Below are 19,807 nucleotides of genomic sequence, written 5' to 3' on the forward strand. Positions count from 1 at the left end.
GCAAAGCACACAGCAACCACACACACCGACCCCGTGCAAAGACGCAGCGCCCGCAGCTCCGCACTGAGGCCGTTCACATGCGGTTCCATCAAACCACCGTCCACGACGCATCCACCAGCGCAGAAACCCCACTGAGCTTGACCAGGCTGTCATTCGCACCCAGCGTAGCCGCAGCGTCATTGACCAGGATGTAAGTGTCAAGACCATAGCGGAAGGCAATGGCTTTGTTGGCCCCCGCCGTGCTGGCGGCCAACGCCACGGCGTCCAGCAGCGAGGACGCCGCCGCAATGCTGGCCAATTGCGCGGAGGCAGGGGCTGCCTTGGCCGTCGAGTCAGAACCGAACAGACGGATCACATCGACCCCGCTTTCGAAATCCGTCACGCGAATGAACGACCGGCCCAGCGCAGCGTCCGAACTGGTGTCCAGATCGCGGGCGGTGGCGCCCGCCAAACCCACGATCGTCAACGTGTCGCTTCCACGGCCCAGGGTGACCTCGTGGGCATTGGCGGCTCCGACGATGACGGTATCGTCACCAGCACCCGCGTCAATGGCCACTCTGCCACCGGAAGCCTCGTTGACGTTGATCCGGTCGCCCGCCGTGCCACCGATGATGCCCACCGGCGTGCTTCCCGTGGTGGTGAACGCCAGGTCCAGGGCCCCTGTCAGCCCGGTTGCATTGATGACCTCCACATGGGAGCCGGTCACGGTGGTGGTCAGCGCCTGGTCACCCCAGATCCGTATTTCCTCGGCAGCATCGGCCGTGATCCTGGCGGTGTTGTTGGTGGTGGTTGCCACATTGCCGGCAGAGCTGTAGACCGACAGTAGCTCGATGCCCGGCGCGATCACCTCGTCGAGTCCCGTCGCATCGGCCAGGACGATGTTGGCTGAGTCCAGAAGGCCGGAGGCGCCCGCGAACTTCACGGTCAGCGGTCCGCCGGACAGGGAGTTCTGCACGCCCACGGTGGTCTTCAGGCTGACGTCTGCAAACGTGGCCGGGCGCGTGGCCCCATCCCCCCACAACATCTTGATGTCGGTTGCATTGGCAGAACTGAAATGGGCGGATTCGCCTGCGGTGATGATGACCGTTTCAATGCCATAGAGCTTGGGCGCCACGGCTTCACCCCCGCCCAGCGTGGCCATGAGCATGTCCCCGCGTCCGCCATCCCCCCCACCGTTGAGAATGTCCGGAGAGCCCAGCAGCCCAGGTGCAGGAGCCAGAAAAACGTCGTCATACAAGGTGCCGCTCAGGACATCCACGCCGTTGGTCACTGTCAGCGTGGTCCCTGTACCCACATTGAAGTAGGGATTTCCTATAGGTCCCATTCCGTTTGCGGGGTTGCTGGAATAGGCATGCGAAGCAGCCAGTTCGCTGTTCCATCGCGCCGCTGCGGCCGCATAGATGGCTTGGTCGCCTGTGGCGCCTTCCAGCCCCGAAAGGATGCTCCCCAACTGCACGGCGACAATGCCCACGTTGGTCTTGCCCACCACGACCAGGTAGTCCCTCAACGCGGACTGCAGGCCAGCATTTGGCAGCAGTCCAAGATTGGTCAGCAACACGGTGGACATCAGATCTTCCGACCGACCGCTGTACCCGCTGCCCCACTGCAATGCAAATCCATCTAGCCCATTCTCTTGCGCAGCAGCAAGCATGTTGTTGTAGGCGTCGTAGTTTGGCGACCAGTCGCTGAGCCCACGGTTCAGCGCCAGGACACCCGCCTGGTTGTTGGAAAGTTGCAAGGCCATCTCAAGCTCCAGCCCCCTTGAGGGGCAATAAAATCACGAGGTCTACCGCAGGCGCGCTCAGAGGAAAGGTCCGCTACGCCGACGCCAACGCAGCAGCAATGGTTGATGGGTTGGTCAGGCGACACCCCAGGAAGAATCCGCCAATGTGCTCAACCCGCTGAGCTTGATGAGGCTGTCATTGGCATTCAGTGCAGCCACGCCGTCGTTGACCAGGATGTAGGTGTCCGTACCGTAGCGAAAGGCAATGGCCTTGTTGGTGCCCGCCGTGGTGGCGGCCAGGGCCGTTGCGTCCAGCAGCGAGGCCGATGCTGCGATGCTGGCGAGGTCCGTGGCGCCGAGTACCGCCTTCGCCGTTACCTTGGCAGCATCCAGCTGGATCGAGTCGATGCCGCTGGCAAAGCCGGCTACTTCGATGGCCGAAGCAGCCAGCGTGGTCGATGTGCCGAGGTTGATGTCCTTGGCCGCATCGCCTGCCAGGCCCGTGATTTTCAGTGTGTCAGCGCCGTCACCCAAGGTGATCTTGTGGGCGGCCTGCGCATTGACCGCCACGGCAACGCCGCTGGTGCCAGCGAGCGTCAGGCCCAGGGCCTTTGTCAGCGCCGTGGCATCGACCACGCCCACCCGAGCGCCAGCCACCGTGGTGGTCAGGGCCTGGTCGCCCCAGATGACAATTTTTTCAGCCTGGGCGGCGGTGATTCGGGCGCTGTTGACCGTGGTGCCCGCAATCGTACCGGCTGTGCTTCTCACGCTCAGGGTTTCGATGTTCGCCATGATGACTTCGTCCTTGCCCGTGGCATCGGCCAGCGCGAAGGTGGCCGCATCCACCGGGCCGTTGGCGTTCGCGAAGTTCACGGTCAAGGCGCCGCCCGCGACGGAGTTCTGGATCCCGACCGTGGTCCCAAGGGTCACGCCAGAGAACGTGGCAGAGGCACTTGCGCCATTGGTCCACAGCTCAGTCAAGCCCGTGGTGCCAGCCGCGCTGAATTCAGCGCCCGCCCCTGCGGTGATGTAGACCTTCTCGATGTTGCTCAGCGTGGGGGCCACCGTGCTGCCCGCCGCCAGGGTGGCCCGCAGGGTGTCGGTACCGGCTGCGCCATCGACGGAATCGGCCGTCGAGAGAAAGCCTGCAGTGCTTGCGAGCAGGGTGTCGTTGTTGGACGTTGTCTTGAATTTGGCCTCGGTAGCCGCAGGCGATATCGAATCGTCACCGGAGGTCAAGGAAAGGGTGACGCTCAACGTGGCGGGGTCCGGCTCACCCGTCCCCACAGCGGGACCGGTATTGGCAGGGTTGCTGGAGACTTTGTAGGAATCCACCAGTTCCTTGTTCCATGCCATTGCAGCGGCATTGAATGCTGCCTGATCACCCGTGGCGCGCTCCAGCCCCGACAGGATCTGCCCGAGCTGCATGGCGACGATGCCCACGCTGGCCTTGCCCACGGACACCAGGTAGTCCCGCAAAGCAGTCTGCAGGCCGGCATTCGGCAACAAGCCCAGGTTGCCAAGCAGCTTGGTAGACAACTGGTCCTCGGTCAGGCTGGTAAAGCTGGCGCCAAAAGAGAGGGCAAAAGTGTTGATGCCCACCGACGTGGCCCTTGCCACCTGGTTGTTGTATACCGCGTGGGCAGGCGATTGGTCGTTGAAGACCCGGTTCAAGATCGTCGTGACGACATAGGGTTCATCGAGAAAGGTCTGTGCCATCAAGAGCTTCCAAAAAAATCAAACAGGTGAGCAGTACGGGGTGAAGCCCTGCGGTTCAGAATTCAGGCCAGCGCATGGCGGCACCTCGCCGCCAAGGTGCTTTGGGCGCGCCTTCACGCCGAGGTCCAGGAGGCATCGGCCATCGCCGCAACGCCGGTCAACTTGATGAGGCTGTCATTGGCGCCCAATGCGGCCACACTGTCGTTGACCAGGATGTAGGTGTCGGCGCCAAAGCGGAAGGCGATTGCCTTGTTGGCACCCGCAGTGGTAGCGGCCAGGGCTGTTGCGTCCAGCAGCGAAGCCGCTGAAGCAATGCTGGCTAGCTCCTTTGCGCCGGGTGCCGCCTTGGACGTCGCCACGTAGCTGCTCAGCCGGACCACGTCGGTGCCGCTCACGAATTCGGACACTTCGATGGTCGACGCGGCCAGTGCGGCGGAGGTGCCGAGATCGATGTCCTTGGCCGCAGGGCTCGCCAAGCCGGTGATGGCCAGCGTGTCGCCCCCTGCGCCCAAAGTGATCTTGCGGGCTGCAAGGGTGTTGATGGCGACGGCGACACCACTGGTTGTCGAGAGCTTCAGGTCGAGCCCCTGGATGAGGGCCGATGCGTCGATCACGGACACATGGGAACCCGTCACGGTCGCGGTCAGGGCGCCGTCGCCGCCGATGATGATCTTCTGCGCATCAGGGGCAGTGATCCTGGCATGGTTGGGCTGAAAAGAATTGCCGCCCGTGCTCGTCACTCTCAAGGTTTCAATGGCGGCAACGACGATTTCACTTTGGCCCCTGGAATTGGCAATGGCGATGTTGCCCGTGTCCGATGGTCCAGATGCGCCAGCAAATTTCACCGTCAGAGTGCTGCCGGTGGAGCTGTTTTGAACACCCACGGTTGTGGCCAGATCCACCTCGAAGAAAGTGGCGTCGCCGGAAGACGGTCCGAGCCAAACTTGCTGCAGCGAGGGGATTCCAGCAACGCCAAACTCTGCTCCCGCTCCCGCCGCAATGACAACCTTCTCGATATTGCGCAGCAAGGGCGCCAGGCTGGTGCCTGCGCCCAGAGTTGCCGTCAGGGTATCCATGCCCGCACCACCATCGATCGCATCGGACACCGAGAGCCAACCTGCGGTCGTCGCCAGGATGGTGTCGTTGAGATCCGTGGTCTTGAATTTGGCCTCGGGTGCCGTGGGCGATAGCAAATCGTCTCCGGATGTCAAAAACAAGGTGACACCAGTGCGCTCGTTGCCGGTGTCGGGGGCTGACATTCCCCAGTTTGGATCGAGAGAATAGGCGTATGAAGCCACCAGTTCCTTGTTCCACGCCACCGCAGCTGCATTGAACACGGCCAGGTCGCCGGTCGCATGTTCCAGCCCCGAGAGGATCTGCCCCAATTGAAGGGCTACCATGCCCACGTTGGCCTTGCCTACTGACACCAGGTACTCCCCCAAGGAGGCCTGCAGGCCCGGGTTGGGCAACAGCCCCAGGTTGCCCAGCAACAGGGTGGACAACTGGTCGTCCGTCGCGCCTGCATAGAGGGCGCCAAACTCCAGGGCAGTTGTGTTCACCCCCTTCTCAGCGGCAAGCGCCACTTGGTGGTTGAACGACCCATAGTTAGGCGATTTGTCAGTGAGCGCCCGGTTCAGGATCGTCATGACGACGTAGGGCTCATCGAAAAAATTCTGTGCCATCAAAAACTCCGACAGAGACCAATCAGGCCGAGGTCCAGGAGGCATTTGCCAGTGCCATCACACCGGTCAGCTTGACTAGGCTGTCGTTGGCGCCCAGCGCCGCCGTGGCGTCATTGACGAGGATGTAGGTGTCTGCACCAAAGCGAAAGGCGATGGCCTTGTTGGCACCTGCCGTGGTAGCGGCCAGGGCTGTTGCGTCCAGCAGTGACGCCGATGCAGCGATGCTGGCGAGGTCCGTTGTGCCGGGTACCGCCTTCGCCGTTCCCTTGGCAGCATCCAGCTGGATCGAGTCGATGCCGCTGGCAAAGCCGGCCACTTCGATGGCCGAAGCCGCCAGTGTGGCCGATGTGCTGAGATTGATGTCCTTGGCCTCGGCGCCCGCCAGGCCCATGATTTTCACGGTGTCGGCACCGGCACCCAGGTTAATCTTGTGCGCGGCCTGGGCGTTGAGCGACACGACAACGCCATTCGTGCCGGCGAGCGTCAGCCCCAGGGCCTTGGTCAGTGCGGTTGCATCGACCCCGGCCACCTGGGTGCCGGTCACCGTGGTGGTCAAGGCCTGGTCGCCGAGGATGACGATGCCTTGCGCCTGGGCCGCACTGATCTTGGCCTGGTTGGCCGTGGTTGCGGCCACCGTGCCGGCAGTGCTTCTCACAGTCAGGAACTCGATATTCGCCACGATGATCTCGTCATGGCCCGTGGCATCGGCCAGCACGATATGGGCGGAATCCGCCGGACCTGAAGCGCCGGTGAAGTTCACTGTCAAGGCACCGCCGGCCAGGGAGTTCTGGATGCCTACGACGGCGTCCAGTTGGACACCCGAGAACGTGGCCGGGCCCTCGGCAGCATCGATCCGGAGTTCCTGCAGGCCGGAGGCACTGCGGGCATCAAATGCGGCCCCCGATCCTGCGGTGATGAATATTTTCTCGATGTTGCGCAGCTGTGGAGCCACCGTGCTGCCAGCGGCCAGGGTCGCGATCATCGTGTCGACGCCCGCAGCGCCATCGATCACATCGGCGGTTGAAAGGAGCCCTGCGGTGCGCGCAAGGAAGGTGTCGTTGTTGGCAGTGCTCTTGAATTTGGCCTCAGCCGCTGCCGGCGATACCGCATCGTCGCCGGACGTCAGCACAATGGTGACGCCCGTGACAGGCATCTCAGGCTCCCCCCCGGTATAGCCGGTGTTGGCAGGATTGCTGGAGTAATGGTAGGAGTCCACCAGTTCCTTGTTCCAAGCTACCGCTGCCGCATTGAACACGGCCTGGTCGCCCGTGGCATGTTCCAGCCCAGAGAGGATCTTGCCCAATTGCAGGGCGACGATGCCGACATTGGCCTTGCCCACCACTTCGAGGTAGTCCCGCAAGGCAGTCTGCAGGCCTGCATTGGGCAGCACGCCCAGGTTGCCCAGAAGCTTGGTGGACAGGGCATCTTCTGTCATACCGGCAAGGGCCGCTCCGAACGACAACGCGAAAGCCTGAACACCGTTCGCAGCAACCCAGGCCAACTGGTTGTTGTACACCGTGTAGGAAGGCGATTGGTCATTGAACACCCGGTTCAGGATCGTCGTGACGACGTAGGGCTCATCGAGAAAATTCTGTGCCATCAAAAACTCCGTAAAAGACGATCAGGCCGAGGTCCACGAGGCATCGGCCAAGGCAGTCAAGCCAGTCAGCTTGACCAGGCTGTCGTTCTCACCCAGCGCGGCGGCGCCATCGTTCACGAGGATGTAGGTATCTGCTCCATACCGGAAGGCAATGGCCTTGTTGGCGCCCGCCGTGGTGGCGGCCAGGGTTGCAGCGGTCAGCAGCGAGGACGATGCAGTGATGCTGGCCAGCTGTGCGGCGCTGGGGGCGGCCTTGCCCGTGGGCGTTGCGCTGGTCAGCTGGATCATGTCGGTACCGCTCAGGAAGTCGGTCACCTCGATGGCAGAGCGGCCCAGCGCGGCGGCCGTGCCGACCTCCAGGTCACGGGCGGCAACGCCTGCCAGGCCCGCGATGTTCAGCACATCCGCCCCAGCGCCCAGCGCAATCCGGTGGGCATTGCCGGCACCGATGGTGACGGTATCTGCGCCATCGCCCGCCTCGATGACCACCCGGGCCCCCGATGCGTCGTTGATGATGAAAGTGTCTGCCCCCCTGCCTGCGGCGATGCCCACCGAGGTCAGGCCCGTGGTGGCGAAGGTCAGGCCCAGGGCCCCGGTCATGTAGGTGGCGTCGATCACCGCCACATGGGCGCCGTCCACGGCGATGTTCAGGGCCTGGCCGCCGGTCACCACGATCTGCTCGGCCGATGGGGCGGTCAGCCTGGCGCTGTTGGCCGCAGCGCCAGCCACGCTGCCCGCTGAACTGTTGACCTTGATGTTCTCCACACCGCCGGTGATGATGACCTCGTCGGCACCGGAGGCTCCGGCGAAGTCGATGCTGGCGGTGTCCGACGGACCGGAGGCATCCGCATAGCTGACCGTCAACGGCCCCCCGGCCTGGGAGTTCTGGACACCCACCGTGGTGCGCAGGTCCAGGCCGGACAAGCTGGCCGCCCCGGCAGCGGAATCCACCCACACCTCCTGCAAGCCCGTGGACCGGCTGGCGTCGAACTGGGCCGCAGCGCCCGCGGTGATCATCACTTTTTCGATGTACTGCAACGCAGGCGTCACCCGCTCCCCCGCCGCCAGTGCGGCTTTCAGCACGTCCTTGTCGATGCGAGCGCCGTCCTTGATCGAGTCTGCGCTGCCCAGTTGGCCGGGCACCAGGGCCAGGATGGTGTCGTGGTTGCCCGTGGTCTGGAACTGGCGTTGCGTGGCCTCCGGGGACAGGACATCGTTCCCCTCGGTCAGCGACAGGGTGACCCCGGTGCCGGGCATGTACGTCAGATCGGCCCCCCGGTTGGTCGCGGGGTTGCTGGAGTAGAGGTGGGAAGCCGCCAGTTCATTGTTCCAGCGCAACGCGGCAGGTGCGTAGACGGCCAGGTCGCCGGTGGCGTTTTCAAGGCCCGACAGAATCTGGCCGAGTTGCAAGGCCACAATGCCCACGTTGGCCTTGCCGACGGTGGCCAGGTAGTTCGTCAGTTCGGCCTGCAACGGGGCGTTGGGCAGCAGGCCCATGCGGGCCAGCAGCATGGTGGACAACTGGCCCTCGGTCAGGTCCTGGAACTGGGCGTGCGACGCGAATGCGCGGGCCACCGGGTTGGCGCCGGTTGCGTTGATCGTCTGGGCGAAATACTCGTACGTGCTTTGGCTGGGCGACGCGTCGTAGAAAACCCGGAACAACGCCGAAGCCTCTGCATACGATCCAGAAATTTGTGCCGGCATCGGACCCTCCCGCGCGGTGGTGATTGATGCGGCAAGCGTAAGCCGCAGCCGTTCACCAGGGTGTGCCCGCCGTCACAATGAAACTTTTCGACACCAAAGGCCGGGCCCGCTGCTGGGGCAGCACAGACCACGCGGAACGCACGAACAGAGCGCCGCCCACGGGGGCACGCCGGGGCCAGCGGTCAGGCCGCAGCCGTGATCAAATCCAGCGGCCAGCGCGGCTTCACATCGAAGGCGTACTCGGTGCTGGCCTGCTGCTGCCCCGACTCCAGCCGCATGGCAGCCGCCATGGCGATCATGGCGCCGTTGTCGGTGCACAGGTGCAGCTCGGGGTAGTGCACGCGCACCTTGTTTTTGGCACAGGCTTCGTTGAGCTGGTTGCGCAGGTGGCGGTTGGCACCCACGCCGCCGGCCACGACCACGCGCTTCATGCCCGTCTGCTTCAAGGCAGCGAGGGTCTTCTTCACCAGCACCTCGACGATGGCTGCCTCGGTGCTCGCGGCCAGGTCAGCCTTGCGCGGTTCGAGCTCGTCGCCGAGCTTTTTCGCCTGCGTGAGCACGGCGGTCTTGAGGCCGGCGAACGAAAAGTCCAGGTTGCCACTGTGCAGCAACGGCCGTGGCAGCTTGAAAGCCGTGGCATCGCCCTGCTCGGCCAATTTGGAGAGCGCGGGGCCGCCCGGATAGCCCAGGCCCATGAGCTTGGCCGACTTGTCGAAGGCCTCGCCGGCCGCGTCGTCGATGGTTTCGCCCAGGATCTCGTAGCGGCCCACGCCGTCCACGCGCATGAGCTGGGTGTGCCCGCCGGACACCAGCAGCGCGACGAAGGGGAACTCGGGTGGGTCGGCGCTCAAAAAGGGCGAGAGCAGGTGCCCCTCCAGGTGGTGCACGCCCAGCACGGGCTTGCCCAAAGCGGCGCCCAGGGCACATGCCACACCGGCACCCACCAGCAGCGCACCGGCCAGGCCCGGGCCACGGGTGTAGGCCACCACGTCCACGTCGGCCAGGCTCTTGCCGGACTCGGCCAGCACCTGGCTGGCCAGCGGCAGCACGCGGCGGATGTGGTCGCGGCTGGCCAGCTCGGGCACCACGCCGCCATAGGCCTGGTGCATTTCGATCTGGCTGTGCAGCGCGTGGGAAAGCAGTGCGGGCACCTGGCCCTCCACGCGCGTTTCCACCAGGGCCACGCCGGTTTCATCGCAGGAAGACTCAATGCCCAATATCAACAACGTCATGGCCCCGAGTGTAGAGCGCCGGCCATGGTGGCAAGGCGCCACAATCGGACAACCCCACGCATTGCAAGCCTCACCCCCATGGCCGACGTCCTCCACTTCCATTCCCCCCAGGCAGCGCAGATGCTGCTCCTGGCCCAGCAGGTGCGGGCCTGGGAGCGAGTGGCACCTGCGGAGTACCAGGCCCTGCAGCAGCGCCAGCTGCACACGCTGATGCGCCATGCCCACCAGCACTCCCCCTTCTGGCGCGAGCGCCTGGAGGCGGCCGGGTGGCCCGCTGAGGCCTCACCCGGCGCAGTGCTGGCACGCCTGCCGCTGCTCACCCGCGCCGATCTGCAGACGCACTTTGCCCAGGCACGCGCGCGCTGGCCCGGCCTGGAGGAGGCGGGCATCGCCACATCGACCACCTCGGGCTCCACCGGCGAGCCCGTGCGTGTGGAAAAGGCCAGCGCCATGTACTCGCCCCTGTATGCCGCCATCTCCTGGATGGAGGCCCAATGGCACCAGCGCGATGCAGCGCGCAAGATTGCCGTGCTGGGCACCGGCCTCACCGACGGCACGCGCGACAGCTGGGGCGACATGTACGCCGCATTGGGCATGCGCGGCCCCTGCGTGGTGCGCAACATCACCCAGCATGGCATGGAGTCGCACCTGGACTGGCTGCTCGCGCACCGGCCCGACTACCTCAAGTGCAGCCCGATGGCTGCGGCAGAGCTGGCGCGGCTGGCGCTGGCGAGGGGCGTGCACTTGCCCATCCGGCAGGTGATCTCGCAATCCGAACGGGTCACGCCCGGCCAGCGGGCGCTGTGCCTGCAGGCTTTTGGCGCGAGGATCATCGACCGCTATTCGTGCGAGGAGACCGGCTGGATCGCGCTGCAGTGCCCGGTGCACGACCACCTGCACCTGCTGGGCGCAACGACCCTCATGGAGATCGTGGATGGAGAGGGCAAGCCCTGCCCCGTGGGCGTACCAGGCCGCGTACTCGTGACCAGCCTGCACAGCTTTGCCATGCCCATCCTGCGCTACGAGCTGGGCGACATCGCCGAGTGGGGTGCGCCGTGCAGCTGCGGCATGGTGCTGCCCGTGATCGCGCGCTTGGGGGGTCGCACCCGGCACCAGGTACAGACCGACAAGGGCTTGATGCCCATGCCCTTTCTGGGCGACGAGCTGGGCCACATCGAGCCCATACGCGCCTTCCGCATGCGCCAGTACGCGGACGGCACGCTGCAGCTGCAGATCGAGGCGCCCCGTGCGCTCACGGCAGACGAGCAGGCCGCCGTGCGTGCGGTGTTCGCCGCCAATGGACTGGCCGACCTGCCCTTGCACGTGGAGCACCTGGCCCGCATCGACTGGCCGCCGGGGCGCAAGCGCGAGGAGTTCGAGCGCGTGGACCGCGCCTTCGAACCACCCCCCTCAACCCGTTGAAAGGCTTATTGCGGCCAGATCTTGCCCTTGCTCACGAACGCGCCCGTGCTGGTCTTGTAGCCGAAATGGACCTCGGCATTGACCGCGCGCATTTCCGCCTCCGTGAAGTCCAGCGAGGGCGTGAACCGGAGCGTGGCGGTGTTCGCCACCTGGCTTGCGAAGGCAACGGCCTCCGCATCGGCCGGCACCTGGCTGGCCCAGGTGCCGTCGCCCTTGCGGAAGAACCACAGGTCGGACAGGAAGCTTTGGCCATTGGCGGGGATGCGTGCCGCCACCCAGGCGCTGATCTTGGGGTTGGCCGCCACATCCGCCGCCGTTTGCGCCAGGGTGATACCCAGTTGCAGGGGCTGGCCGGCAGTGGACAGCACCGCAGTTGCAAGCGTTGCGACAGAGGCCGACGCAGTGGTCGTGGTTGCCGCAGTTGTCTGCTGGTCGGTGGTGCTGACGGTGCCCGTGGCGGGGCTGGGCGCATCGACCGGGTCGGGGTAGGTCGAGGTGGTCCAGACAATCGCCGCGTAACCAGCCGCGTACTTTGCCAAGTCCACGTCGATCGCGCCCTGGATGTCGTACAGCGGGGTGCCGCTCAGCTGGCGCACATACAGCCAGTTGCCCTGGCTGGTGCTGCCCTTGCTGGCATCGAGCTGCCCGCCCACGAAGCGCACCGTGCCACCGCCATCGTGCACCACCAGGTGGTCGGCGGCAGGCTCGTTGACCAGCCGCGAGAACGTGGTGTCGATCTGTTCGGTGCTCTTGACGGCCTGGTACTCCGCTGTGCCCAGGGCCGCTTCACGGACCGGCGCCGAGCCGTAACGCAGGGCGAAGGCGGACTCGGTGGCCTGCGGCGCATAACCCGAGAACATGAACGAGCGGCTGCCCGCAGGGATGTAGATCTTGAATTCCTTGTACTGCAGCTGGTAGCCGGTGAACTCGGGCAACGCCAGCGATCCGCCGCCCGGGAAGGCACAGCCCCCGGTGGAGTACCCGATGGCGCAGCCGGTGACGCCTTCAGGCGCGTACTGCTGCTTGAAGCCGATCTTGGTATTGAAGGTGTAGTCGTAGCTGCCGGTGGCAGGGGGCAGCGCGATGCGCAGCGGCGACTGGTGAAGCGAAACGAAATTGGCAGCGTGGGCCAGAGACACCACCGCAGAAAGACACAAGACAACCAGAAACCGCATCGACACCACTCCAGGCAAAACCAGACAGCCAGCAAAAAGCGCCCAGCGGGCGCCCACCCATTCAGTTATAAACAATAACCTTCAACCACTACGCCCTGTAGGACATGCCGCACACCAAGACGCGGCCCTGTCCCGCCATACGGGCGTGGCGAGGCTCAGAGGGGCAATCGGCAGGGAAGTTCCTGTAAAGATTCGTGCAACACCTGCCGACCGCCTGGGCTGGGATACGCGGCCTGGGTCAGGCTCGCGCAGTGCGCGCCGCCAGCAATTGCTGCACCATAGCGGCCACCGCCGTGGTCTGGGTGTCGTATTGCGACTCGGGGGCGAGCGGCGCCTCATAGGCACCATCCAGGCCGGTCAGGCCGGTGATCAGCCCCGCCCTGGCGCGCGCATACAGGCCCTTGGGATCGCGCCGGGCGCACTCATCCACCGAAGTGCTCAGGTGAATTTCATGGAACTCACCGGGAGCAAACAGGGCGCGCACCCGCTGGCGGTCGGTCTCGAAGGGGGAAACAAAGGCGCACACCACGGTCATGCCGTTGTGGGCCATCAGCCGCGCCACCTCGCCTGCGCGCCGGATGTTCTCGGCCCGGTCGGCGGCAGACAGCCCCAGGTCGGAGCACAGGCCCTTGCGCAGCTCGTCGCCATCGAGCACGCAGGCCCGGCCGCCGGCCTGGTTGATGGCCTGGGCCAGCGCGGTGGCCAGGGTGGTCTTGCCTGCGGCGGGCAGGCCGGTGATCCAGTAGACGAGGGGGTTCAAACAGGGCTCCGGGCTGGGTAGGTCGGGAAATGATCCACCTCCTACTATGCCAGCCACGGCTCCGTCCAGCACCCAAAAAAGAGCAGGCGTCTCCCTGGCCTTCGTTCTTACCAGCGGTCCGAGCGCATGCGCAGTTCCCACCCGCCGCCGCGCAGCTCGTACACGCCCACGGCGCCGTAGCGCTGCTCGCCCTTGTCGTCCCAGGTCATGGTGCCGATCACCGGTGCGTAGCCGTTGATGCTGTGCATGGCCTTGGTGATGTCCTTGGGGGCGGCGGACTTGGCCTTCTGGATCGCGGCAGACAGCACGTAGGTGCTGTCGTAGCTGTAGTGGCCGCCATAGGCCGGGGCCTTCTTGAACTCGGCCACGTACTTTTCGAGGAAGGGCTTGCCGGTGGTGAACTCCTTGGCCTCCAGCACGGGCGAGGTGGCGTAGATGCCTTCCACGATGCCGGCGCCCTTGGCCATGTCGGTGGTCTTGATGGTGTCGCCGCCCAGGAGGCGCACCTTGGTGTGGTCGACCTTCTTGAGAGCCTCCAGCAGGGCAATGGCCTGGAAGTCATTCAGGGTGGAGACGATCACCTCGACTTTGGCCGCCTTGAGTTCGCCGGCCAGGGCGTCGAAGGCCGTGGTCTTGTCGTCGAAGGACTTGCGCACCACGACTTCCTTCTTCTCGGCCTTGAGCTGCTCGGCAGCGCCGTCGGCCAGGCCCTTGCCGTAGGGGGTGCCGTCGTCCAGCGCTGCATAGCGGCTGGCGCCCAGCTGCGTGGCGGCGAACGAGCCGATGGCGCGCGCCTGCAGGGTGTCGTTGGCCACCATGCGGAAGGTGGTGGGAAAGCCCAGCTGCGTGAACTTGGGGTTGGTGGAGATGGCGATCTGCGGGATGTCCTTGGCCGCGTAGATGGGCGCGGTCTCGATGCTCACGCCCGAATTCAGGTGGCCGATGACTGCCACCACACCGGCATCCACCAGTTGCTGGGCCACGGTCTTGCCGGTGGCGGCGTCGGCCTTGTCGTCCACGGACACCACCTCCAGCGTCACGCGCTTGCCGTCCACGGTGTAGCCGCCCTTGTTGAGCTCGGCAACGGCCAGGTTCACCCCGTTGAGCAAGTCCTGCCCCAGGGCGGCCAGGGGCCCGCTCAGGGGCTGGGCGACCCCGATCTTGATGGTGTCGGGCACTTTGCCGCAGCCCGCCAACAAGGCGGTGGTGGCCACGGCGGTGAGGGCCAGGCTGGCCGAAAATCGGCGCCGGTCGATGGGCTGGTTCATGCAGGAAACTCCATATCTGTATGTCAATGTGACCGGATGTATATGCGACGCCGCCAAGAGGCGCTATCGGGTATGCCCTCCCAATACACACTCTATTAGCAAGTTTCAGGCCCTGAAAGGGGCACAGCCGCGCAAGCAAGGGTAGACACCCTCCGCGCACCAGCCCGGCGCACCAATTTGTGGCGTAAATCTTGCTATGCTGAAGGCATGAATGAGGCCTTGCGCATAGTGGTGGTTGCCCCCGATCTGGCGGTCGCCGACCCCGACGACGAGCATGCCCTGCTGCAGGCAGAGCGCTCGCGGGCGCTGCGCATCGGCCTGTTGGAAAACAACTTCAACTTGGTGGCCACGCTGCCGGCCGACGTGTTTTTGAGCGAACGCCTGGCGCAATTGCAGCCGGACCTCATCATCGTGGACGCCGAGAGCGAGGCGCGCGATGCGCTGGAGCATGTGGTGATGGCCACGCGCGACGAGCGCCGCCCCATCGTCATGTTCACCAATGACGAGGACACCTCGCACGTGAAGGCGGCCGTGGCCGCCGGCGTCTCGGCCTACATCGTGGCGGGCCTGGCGCCCCAGCGCATCCGCCCCATCCTGGATGTGGCAATGGCACGCTTTCAGCACGAGCAGGCATTGCGCGCCGAACTGGCCGACGCCAAGACCGAGCTCAAGGACCGCAAGACCATCGACCGCGCCAAGGGCCTGCTGATGGAGCGCCAGGGCCTGAGCGAGCAGGCCGCCTATGAAAAGCTGCGCAAGACGGCCATGGACAAGGGCCTCAAGCTGGCCGACGTGGCCCAGCGCATGCTCGACGTAGCCGATCTGCTGGGCTGATCGCCTGCGGCGCATCCTGCGCCGACGCCCCGCCGCGCAGCACGCCACCTATTTTCGGAGCCGGAATGGTGCACCGCACAAGATGCGTGCAGCCTGCACCACTGCCACCGGCCTGCCATCTTGTGGTGCAAGCTTGCAAAGCCCCTCTACCGCATTCACCAGAATGCTATTGAATGAATAGCAGGTTGGTGCACAGGAAAGCTGGCACAGGGCTTGCATGAACTGATCAAGACCAACGACGGTCTTCGATGAGAGGCTCCTACCCAATGGCGGGCAGGTACCTCTCGCCACCGGACACAGGCGTCCCACCCGCGCTCGGCGCTGCGTGACTTTCTTTGTGAAGTTGCAGCAGCCCGAGCGCCGGGGGGACGCCTTTTTTGTTTTTCACGCCACCAGGGGAGCCCCATGACCGATCTGCTCAAAACCAGTCTCAACCGCCGCACCGTGCTGCAGGCAGCCACCGTGGGCGCCGTGGGCGTGAGCCCAGCGCTGCGCGCTCTTGTTCACGCACAGGGCTCCGATGCGCCCGAGAAGAAAGAAGTGAAGATCGGCTTCATCCCGCTGACCGACTGCGCCAGCGTGGTGATGGCCTCGGTGCTGGGCTTCGACAAGAAGTACGGCGTGACCATCATCCCCACCAAGGAAGCCAGCTGGGCCGGCGTGCGCGACAAGCTGGTCAACGGTGAACTCGACTTCGCTCACGTGCTGTATGGCCTGGTCTACGGCGTGCACCTGGGCACGGCCGGCCCCAAGAAGGACATGGCCGTGCTGATGAGCCTGAACAACAACGGGCAGGCCATCTCGCTGTCCAAGGCGATTGCGGACAAGGGCGCCGTGGACGGCCCCTCCCTGGCCAAGCTCATGGAAAAGGAAAAGCGCGAGTACACCTTTGCCGGCACCTTCCCCACCGGCACGCACGCGATGTGGATGCACTATTGGCTGGCCGCCGCAGGCATCAACCCGCTGTCGGGCGCCAAGCTGATCACCGTGCCGCCACCGCAGATGGTGGCCAACATGCGCGTGGGCAACATGGACGGCTTCTGCGTGGGCGAACCCTGGAACCACCGGGCCATCATGGATGGCATCGGCATCACGGCGAACACCACACAGGACATCTGGAAGGACCACCCCGAGAAGGTGCTCGGTACCACCGCCGAGTTCGTGAAGAAGAACCCCAACACGACGCGCGCCGTGATGATGGCGATTCTGGAAGCCAGCCAGTGGATCGACGCCAGCCTGTCCAACAAGATGAAGATGGCCGAGACCGTGGCCCAGAAGGCCTACATCAACACCAGCGTGGACGCGATCAACCAGCGCATCCTGGGCCGCTACCAGAACGGCATGGGCAAGACCTGGGACGATCCCAACCACATGAAGTTCTTCAACGATGGTGCGGTGAACTTCCCCTACCTGTCCGACGGCATGTGGTTCCTCACCCAGCACAAGCGCTGGGGCCTGCTCAAGAGCCACCCGGACTACCTGGCCGTGGCCAAACAGATCAACCAGGTGGATCTGTACAAATCGGTGGCCAGCGCCATGAAGATCAATGTGCCCAAGGACGCCATGCGGACCAGCAAGCTCATGGACGGTGTCGTCTGGGACGGCAAGGACCCCGCCAAGTACGCCGACGGCTTCAAGATCAAGGCCTGAGGCCGCAGAGCCACCCAAACCGCCCCCCCCATTGCCACCTGCACAGGAGATCCACCATGGTCAGTGCCGTCTTCCACTCCCCTCCCGCCGCTTTGCCGGCCGATACCCCCGCTGCGGCCCCTGCGCGCATTGCGGCCAGCCACAACGAGGCCCGCAAGGAAGCGGATGCCAGGCCCCTTCCTGCCCAGCGCGCGCCCCGCGACTGGGCGGCACTTTCACGCGCCTTCTGGATGGCCGTGCTGCCACCGCTGTGCGGCCTGGGCCTGCTGATCGGCGTGTGGGCCGTGGTATCCACCACCACCGGCAAGAGCATCCCCGGCCCGCTGGAAACCTGGGCGCAGGCCCTGGAGATCTTCAGCAACCCCTTCTACCGCAATGGCCCCAATGACCAGGGCGTGGGCTGGAACGTGCTGATGTCGCTGGAGCGCGTGGCCGTGGGCTTCGGCCTGGCGGCAATTGTCGGCATCCCCGCGGGCTTCGTGATCGGGCGCTTCAACTTCCTGTCGCGCATGTTCAACCCGCTGATCAGCCTGCTGCGCCCGGTGTCGCCGCTGGCCTGGCTGCCCATCGGCCTGCTGGTGTTCAAGGGCGCCAACCCCGCCGCCATCTGGACCATCTTCATCTGCTCCATCTGGCCCATGATCATCAACACCGCCGTGGGCGTGCAGCGCGTACCGCAGGACTACATGAACGTAGCCCGCGTGCTCAACCTCTCGGAGTGGAAGATCGCCACCAAGATCCTGTTCCCCGCCGTGCTGCCCTACATGCTGACTGGCGTGCGCCTGGCCGTGGGTACGGCCTGGCTGGTGATCGTGGCCGCCGAGATGCTGACCGGCGGCGTAGGCATCGGCTTCTGGGTCTGGGACGAGTGGAACAACCTGAACGTCAAGAACATCATCATCGCGATCTTCGTGATCGGCATCGTGGGGCTGGCGCTGGAGTTCGCGCTCATCAAGCTGGCCACCGCATTCACATTCGAAGAGGTGAAGGCATGACTACCGCTACCGCATCGCAATCGGCCAAGTTCATCCAGGTGCAAGGGGTCGAGCAGACCTTCAAGACCGCCAAGGGCCTGTTCCCCGCGCTCAAGGGGATCGACCTGACCATCGCCAAGGGCGAGTTCGTGGCGCTGATCGGCCACTCGGGCTGCGGCAAGTCCACGCTCCTGAACCTGATCGCCGGCCTGACCACGCCCACGGCCGGCGTCCTGCTGTGCGCCAACAAGGAGATCAAGGGCCCGGGCCCCGAGCGCGCCGTGGTGTTCCAGAACCATTCGCTGCTGCCCTGGCTGACCTGCTTCGACAACGTCTACCTGGCGGTGGAGCGCGTATTCAGCGGCCGCGAAAGCAAGGCCGAACTCAAGGCGCGCACCGATGCGGCGCTGGCCCTGGTGGGCCTCACGCACGCCGGCCAGAAGCGCCCCGGCGAGATCTCCGGCGGCATGAAGCAGCGCGTGGGCATCGCCCGCGCCTTGTCGATGGAACCCCAGGTGCTGCTGATGGACGAGCCCTTCGGCGCCCTGGATGCCCTGACCCGCGCCAAACTGCAGGACGAACTGCTGGAGATCGTGGCGCGCACGCAAAGCACCGTGGTGATGGTCACGCACGACGTGGACGAAGCCGTGCTGCTGTCCGACAAGATCGTGATGATGACCAACGGCCCGGCCGCCACCATCGGCGAGGTGCTGCAGGTCGACCTGGCCCGCCCGCGCAAGCGCGTGGAACTGGCCGAAGACCCGCAGTACGTGCACTACCGCAAGGCGGTGATCGATTTCCTCTACACGCGCCAGGGGCACGTCGAGAAAGCGGCTTGAAGACCTTGCACCGGCTCGCCGGTGCGGCACCTGCGCAAAGGCGTTGGACCTGTGTGGCCAACGCCTTTTTTCATGCTCAGTGCGCGCCGGAGATGTACTGCTCCAACTGCTCGATGATGAATTTCTGCTCCGAGATGATGTCCTTGACCAGGTCACCGATGGAGATCATGCCCACGAGCTTGCCGCCGTCCACCACGGGCAGGTGGCGCAGGCGTCCGGTGCTCATGATCTGCATGCACTGCTCGCTGGTCTGGTCGGGCCGCACGAAGCGCACGGCGCTGGTCATCACGTCGCGCGCCAGCGTGGCGGCAGAGGTGCGGCCCAGGAGGGCGATCTTTCGCGCATAGTCGCGCTCGGTGAAGATGCCCACGATGGCGTCCCCTTCGGTGACCACCAGGGCGCCGATGCCCTTGTCGGCCATGAGCTGCAGGGCAGAGAGCACGGAATCGGTGGGCCGGATGGTGTGCACGGTGGAGTCAGGCTTGGACTGGAGAATCTTGGCTACGACGGTCATGGAAACCTCCCTCTGAAAGACGTGGAACGGGGCACAGGCTCATTTCAGCCCATCTGCTCCACGAGCGCAAGCCGAAGCACTCCACGCCGATGTTTCTGCGCTGTTGCACTGCGCTGCGGTCGAAACAAACCGAAAAGAAACGAAACCGTTGCGAGACCCTGCACCAGGGTTAACCCGGCACGATACACCCATGTTCAACGCGCTGACTCCCCCGGGAACCGGCCTGCTGAGCACCGCAGGAACTCTGTGGATTGTTTCTGATACCGGAACAGTTAGTTTGCGACTCAGTGGTTTTTCTCTGAACACCGCAGACGTACAGTTCAACCCATCGATGAGCCGAACCCGCAAGGCGACTCACCGAACCCGGTTCAGCAGCTTCATTTGTTTCGCAGCCGTTCCGGTTTTTTTGAGACGCTTTTACCTTCAAGGACTTTCATCATGAACACGACCGCACGCTTCCTCTCCATCGCCGCTGTTGCCGCTTTCGCATCGTTCGGTGCCCAGGCCGACGAAGCCGATGCTTCGCAATTCGCCACCAAGTTCGACACCAGCCGCACCCGCGCCGAAGTGGTGGCAGAAGCGTCCGCAGTCGCCAAGACCCGCAGCCTGGAACCCGCTGGTTCGCGTGTGGTGACCTACAAGTCCACGGCCGACCGCGCTGCCGTGCGTGCCCAGGCTGCCGATGCCGTGCGCACCGGCCAGATCTCTTCC

16 protein-coding genes are annotated in these 19,807 nt (G+C 64.9%); 6 read left to right on the forward strand and 10 right to left on the reverse strand.

All coding sequences use genetic code 11. The annotated features are described in order from the left end of the window. Positions 1 to 88: 88 nt before the first annotated feature. The 6 genes from ASE28_RS07735 to tsaD all read right to left on the reverse strand — a co-directional run bounded on the left by ASE28_RS07735 (position 89) and on the right by tsaD (position 9,660). Complete coding sequence (locus ASE28_RS07735) at positions 89 to 1,744, reverse strand: hypothetical protein (protein ID WP_057265970.1); 1,656 nt, start codon at positions 1,742 to 1,744, stop codon at positions 89 to 91. A 114-nt stretch (positions 1,745 to 1,858) separates the two neighbouring features. After that, on the reverse strand, positions 1,859 to 3,442 hold the full coding sequence (locus ASE28_RS07740) for a bluetail domain-containing putative surface protein (RefSeq protein ID WP_057265973.1): 1,584 nt from the start codon (positions 3,440 to 3,442) through the stop codon (positions 1,859 to 1,861). 113 nt (positions 3,443 to 3,555) lie between these two features. Beyond that, entirely contained in the window at positions 3,556 to 5,124 is a 1,569-nt protein-coding gene (locus ASE28_RS07745) for a bluetail domain-containing putative surface protein (RefSeq protein ID WP_057265975.1), read from the reverse strand. Between the two features lie 22 nt (positions 5,125 to 5,146). After that, the gene (locus ASE28_RS07750) at positions 5,147 to 6,724 is read right to left on the reverse strand and encodes a bluetail domain-containing putative surface protein (protein WP_057265977.1); all 1,578 of its coding nucleotides are present in this window, start codon (positions 6,722 to 6,724) and stop codon (positions 5,147 to 5,149) included. Between the two features lie 21 nt (positions 6,725 to 6,745). Next, positions 6,746 to 8,386, reverse strand: a complete 1,641-nt coding sequence (locus tag ASE28_RS07755; protein WP_057265979.1) for a bluetail domain-containing putative surface protein — start codon at positions 8,384 to 8,386, stop codon at positions 6,746 to 6,748. A gap of 224 nt (positions 8,387 to 8,610) precedes the next feature. Then, positions 8,611 to 9,660 carry a tRNA (adenosine(37)-N6)-threonylcarbamoyltransferase complex transferase subunit TsaD gene (gene tsaD / locus ASE28_RS07760; RefSeq protein WP_057265981.1) on the reverse strand — a complete coding sequence of 350 codons (1,050 nt, stop codon included), beginning with the start codon at positions 9,658 to 9,660 and terminating at the stop codon, positions 8,611 to 8,613. A gap of 78 nt (positions 9,661 to 9,738) precedes the next feature. Here tsaD and ASE28_RS07765 point away from each other — a divergent pair, with 78 nt between their 5' ends. Continuing rightward, complete coding sequence (locus ASE28_RS07765; RefSeq protein ID WP_057265984.1) at positions 9,739 to 11,082, forward strand: phenylacetate--CoA ligase family protein; 1,344 nt, start codon at positions 9,739 to 9,741, stop codon at positions 11,080 to 11,082. Between the two features lie 5 nt (positions 11,083 to 11,087). Here ASE28_RS07765 and ASE28_RS07770 read toward each other — a convergent pair whose 3' ends face one another. From ASE28_RS07770 to ASE28_RS07780, 3 genes are all read right to left on the reverse strand, one after another. Beyond that, the gene (locus ASE28_RS07770) at positions 11,088 to 12,257 is read right to left on the reverse strand and encodes a hypothetical protein (RefSeq protein WP_082607981.1); all 1,170 of its coding nucleotides are present in this window, start codon (positions 12,255 to 12,257) and stop codon (positions 11,088 to 11,090) included. Positions 12,258 to 12,495: 238 nt separating this feature from the next. Beyond that, a complete protein-coding gene (cysC, locus tag ASE28_RS07775; protein ID WP_235514206.1) occupies positions 12,496 to 13,017 on the reverse strand; it encodes an adenylyl-sulfate kinase in 522 nt (173 codons plus the stop codon). A 107-nt stretch (positions 13,018 to 13,124) separates the two neighbouring features. Next, entirely contained in the window at positions 13,125 to 14,285 is a 1,161-nt protein-coding gene (locus tag ASE28_RS07780; RefSeq protein ID WP_057199680.1) for a branched-chain amino acid ABC transporter substrate-binding protein, read from the reverse strand. Positions 14,286 to 14,492: 207 nt separating this feature from the next. On the opposite strand from ASE28_RS07780, the gene ASE28_RS07785 reads away from it, so the two are divergent. The 4 genes from ASE28_RS07785 to ASE28_RS07800 all read left to right on the forward strand — a co-directional run bounded on the left by ASE28_RS07785 (position 14,493) and on the right by ASE28_RS07800 (position 18,582). After that, entirely contained in the window at positions 14,493 to 15,119 is a 627-nt protein-coding gene (locus tag ASE28_RS07785) for an ANTAR domain-containing response regulator (protein ID WP_057199679.1), read from the forward strand. 405 nt (positions 15,120 to 15,524) lie between these two features. Further along, positions 15,525 to 16,769: a CmpA/NrtA family ABC transporter substrate-binding protein gene (locus ASE28_RS07790; RefSeq protein ID WP_057199678.1), complete on the forward strand. Its 1,245-nt coding sequence runs from the start codon at positions 15,525 to 15,527 to the stop codon at positions 16,767 to 16,769. Positions 16,770 to 16,825: 56 nt separating this feature from the next. Further along, positions 16,826 to 17,764, forward strand: a complete 939-nt coding sequence (ntrB, locus tag ASE28_RS07795) for a nitrate ABC transporter permease (RefSeq protein ID WP_057199677.1) — start codon at positions 16,826 to 16,828, stop codon at positions 17,762 to 17,764. Further along, a complete protein-coding gene (locus ASE28_RS07800) occupies positions 17,761 to 18,582 on the forward strand; it encodes an ABC transporter ATP-binding protein (RefSeq protein ID WP_057265987.1) in 822 nt (273 codons plus the stop codon). Before ntrB ends, ASE28_RS07800 begins: the two co-directional genes overlap by 4 nt. Before the next feature lie 76 nt (positions 18,583 to 18,658). On the opposite strand, the gene ASE28_RS07805 is transcribed toward ASE28_RS07800, so the two are convergent. Further along, positions 18,659 to 19,096, reverse strand: a complete 438-nt coding sequence (locus ASE28_RS07805; RefSeq protein ID WP_057199675.1) for a CBS domain-containing protein — start codon at positions 19,094 to 19,096, stop codon at positions 18,659 to 18,661. Positions 19,097 to 19,534: 438 nt separating this feature from the next. Here ASE28_RS07805 and ASE28_RS07810 point away from each other — a divergent pair. Then, positions 19,535 to 19,807, forward strand: a 273-nt coding sequence (locus ASE28_RS07810; RefSeq protein ID WP_057266144.1) for a hypothetical protein, incomplete at its 3' end; no start/stop codon positions are given.

Source organism: Acidovorax sp. Root219 (assembly GCF_001428665.1).
In the GTDB taxonomy this organism is placed as follows: domain Bacteria; phylum Pseudomonadota; class Gammaproteobacteria; order Burkholderiales; family Burkholderiaceae_C; genus Acidovorax.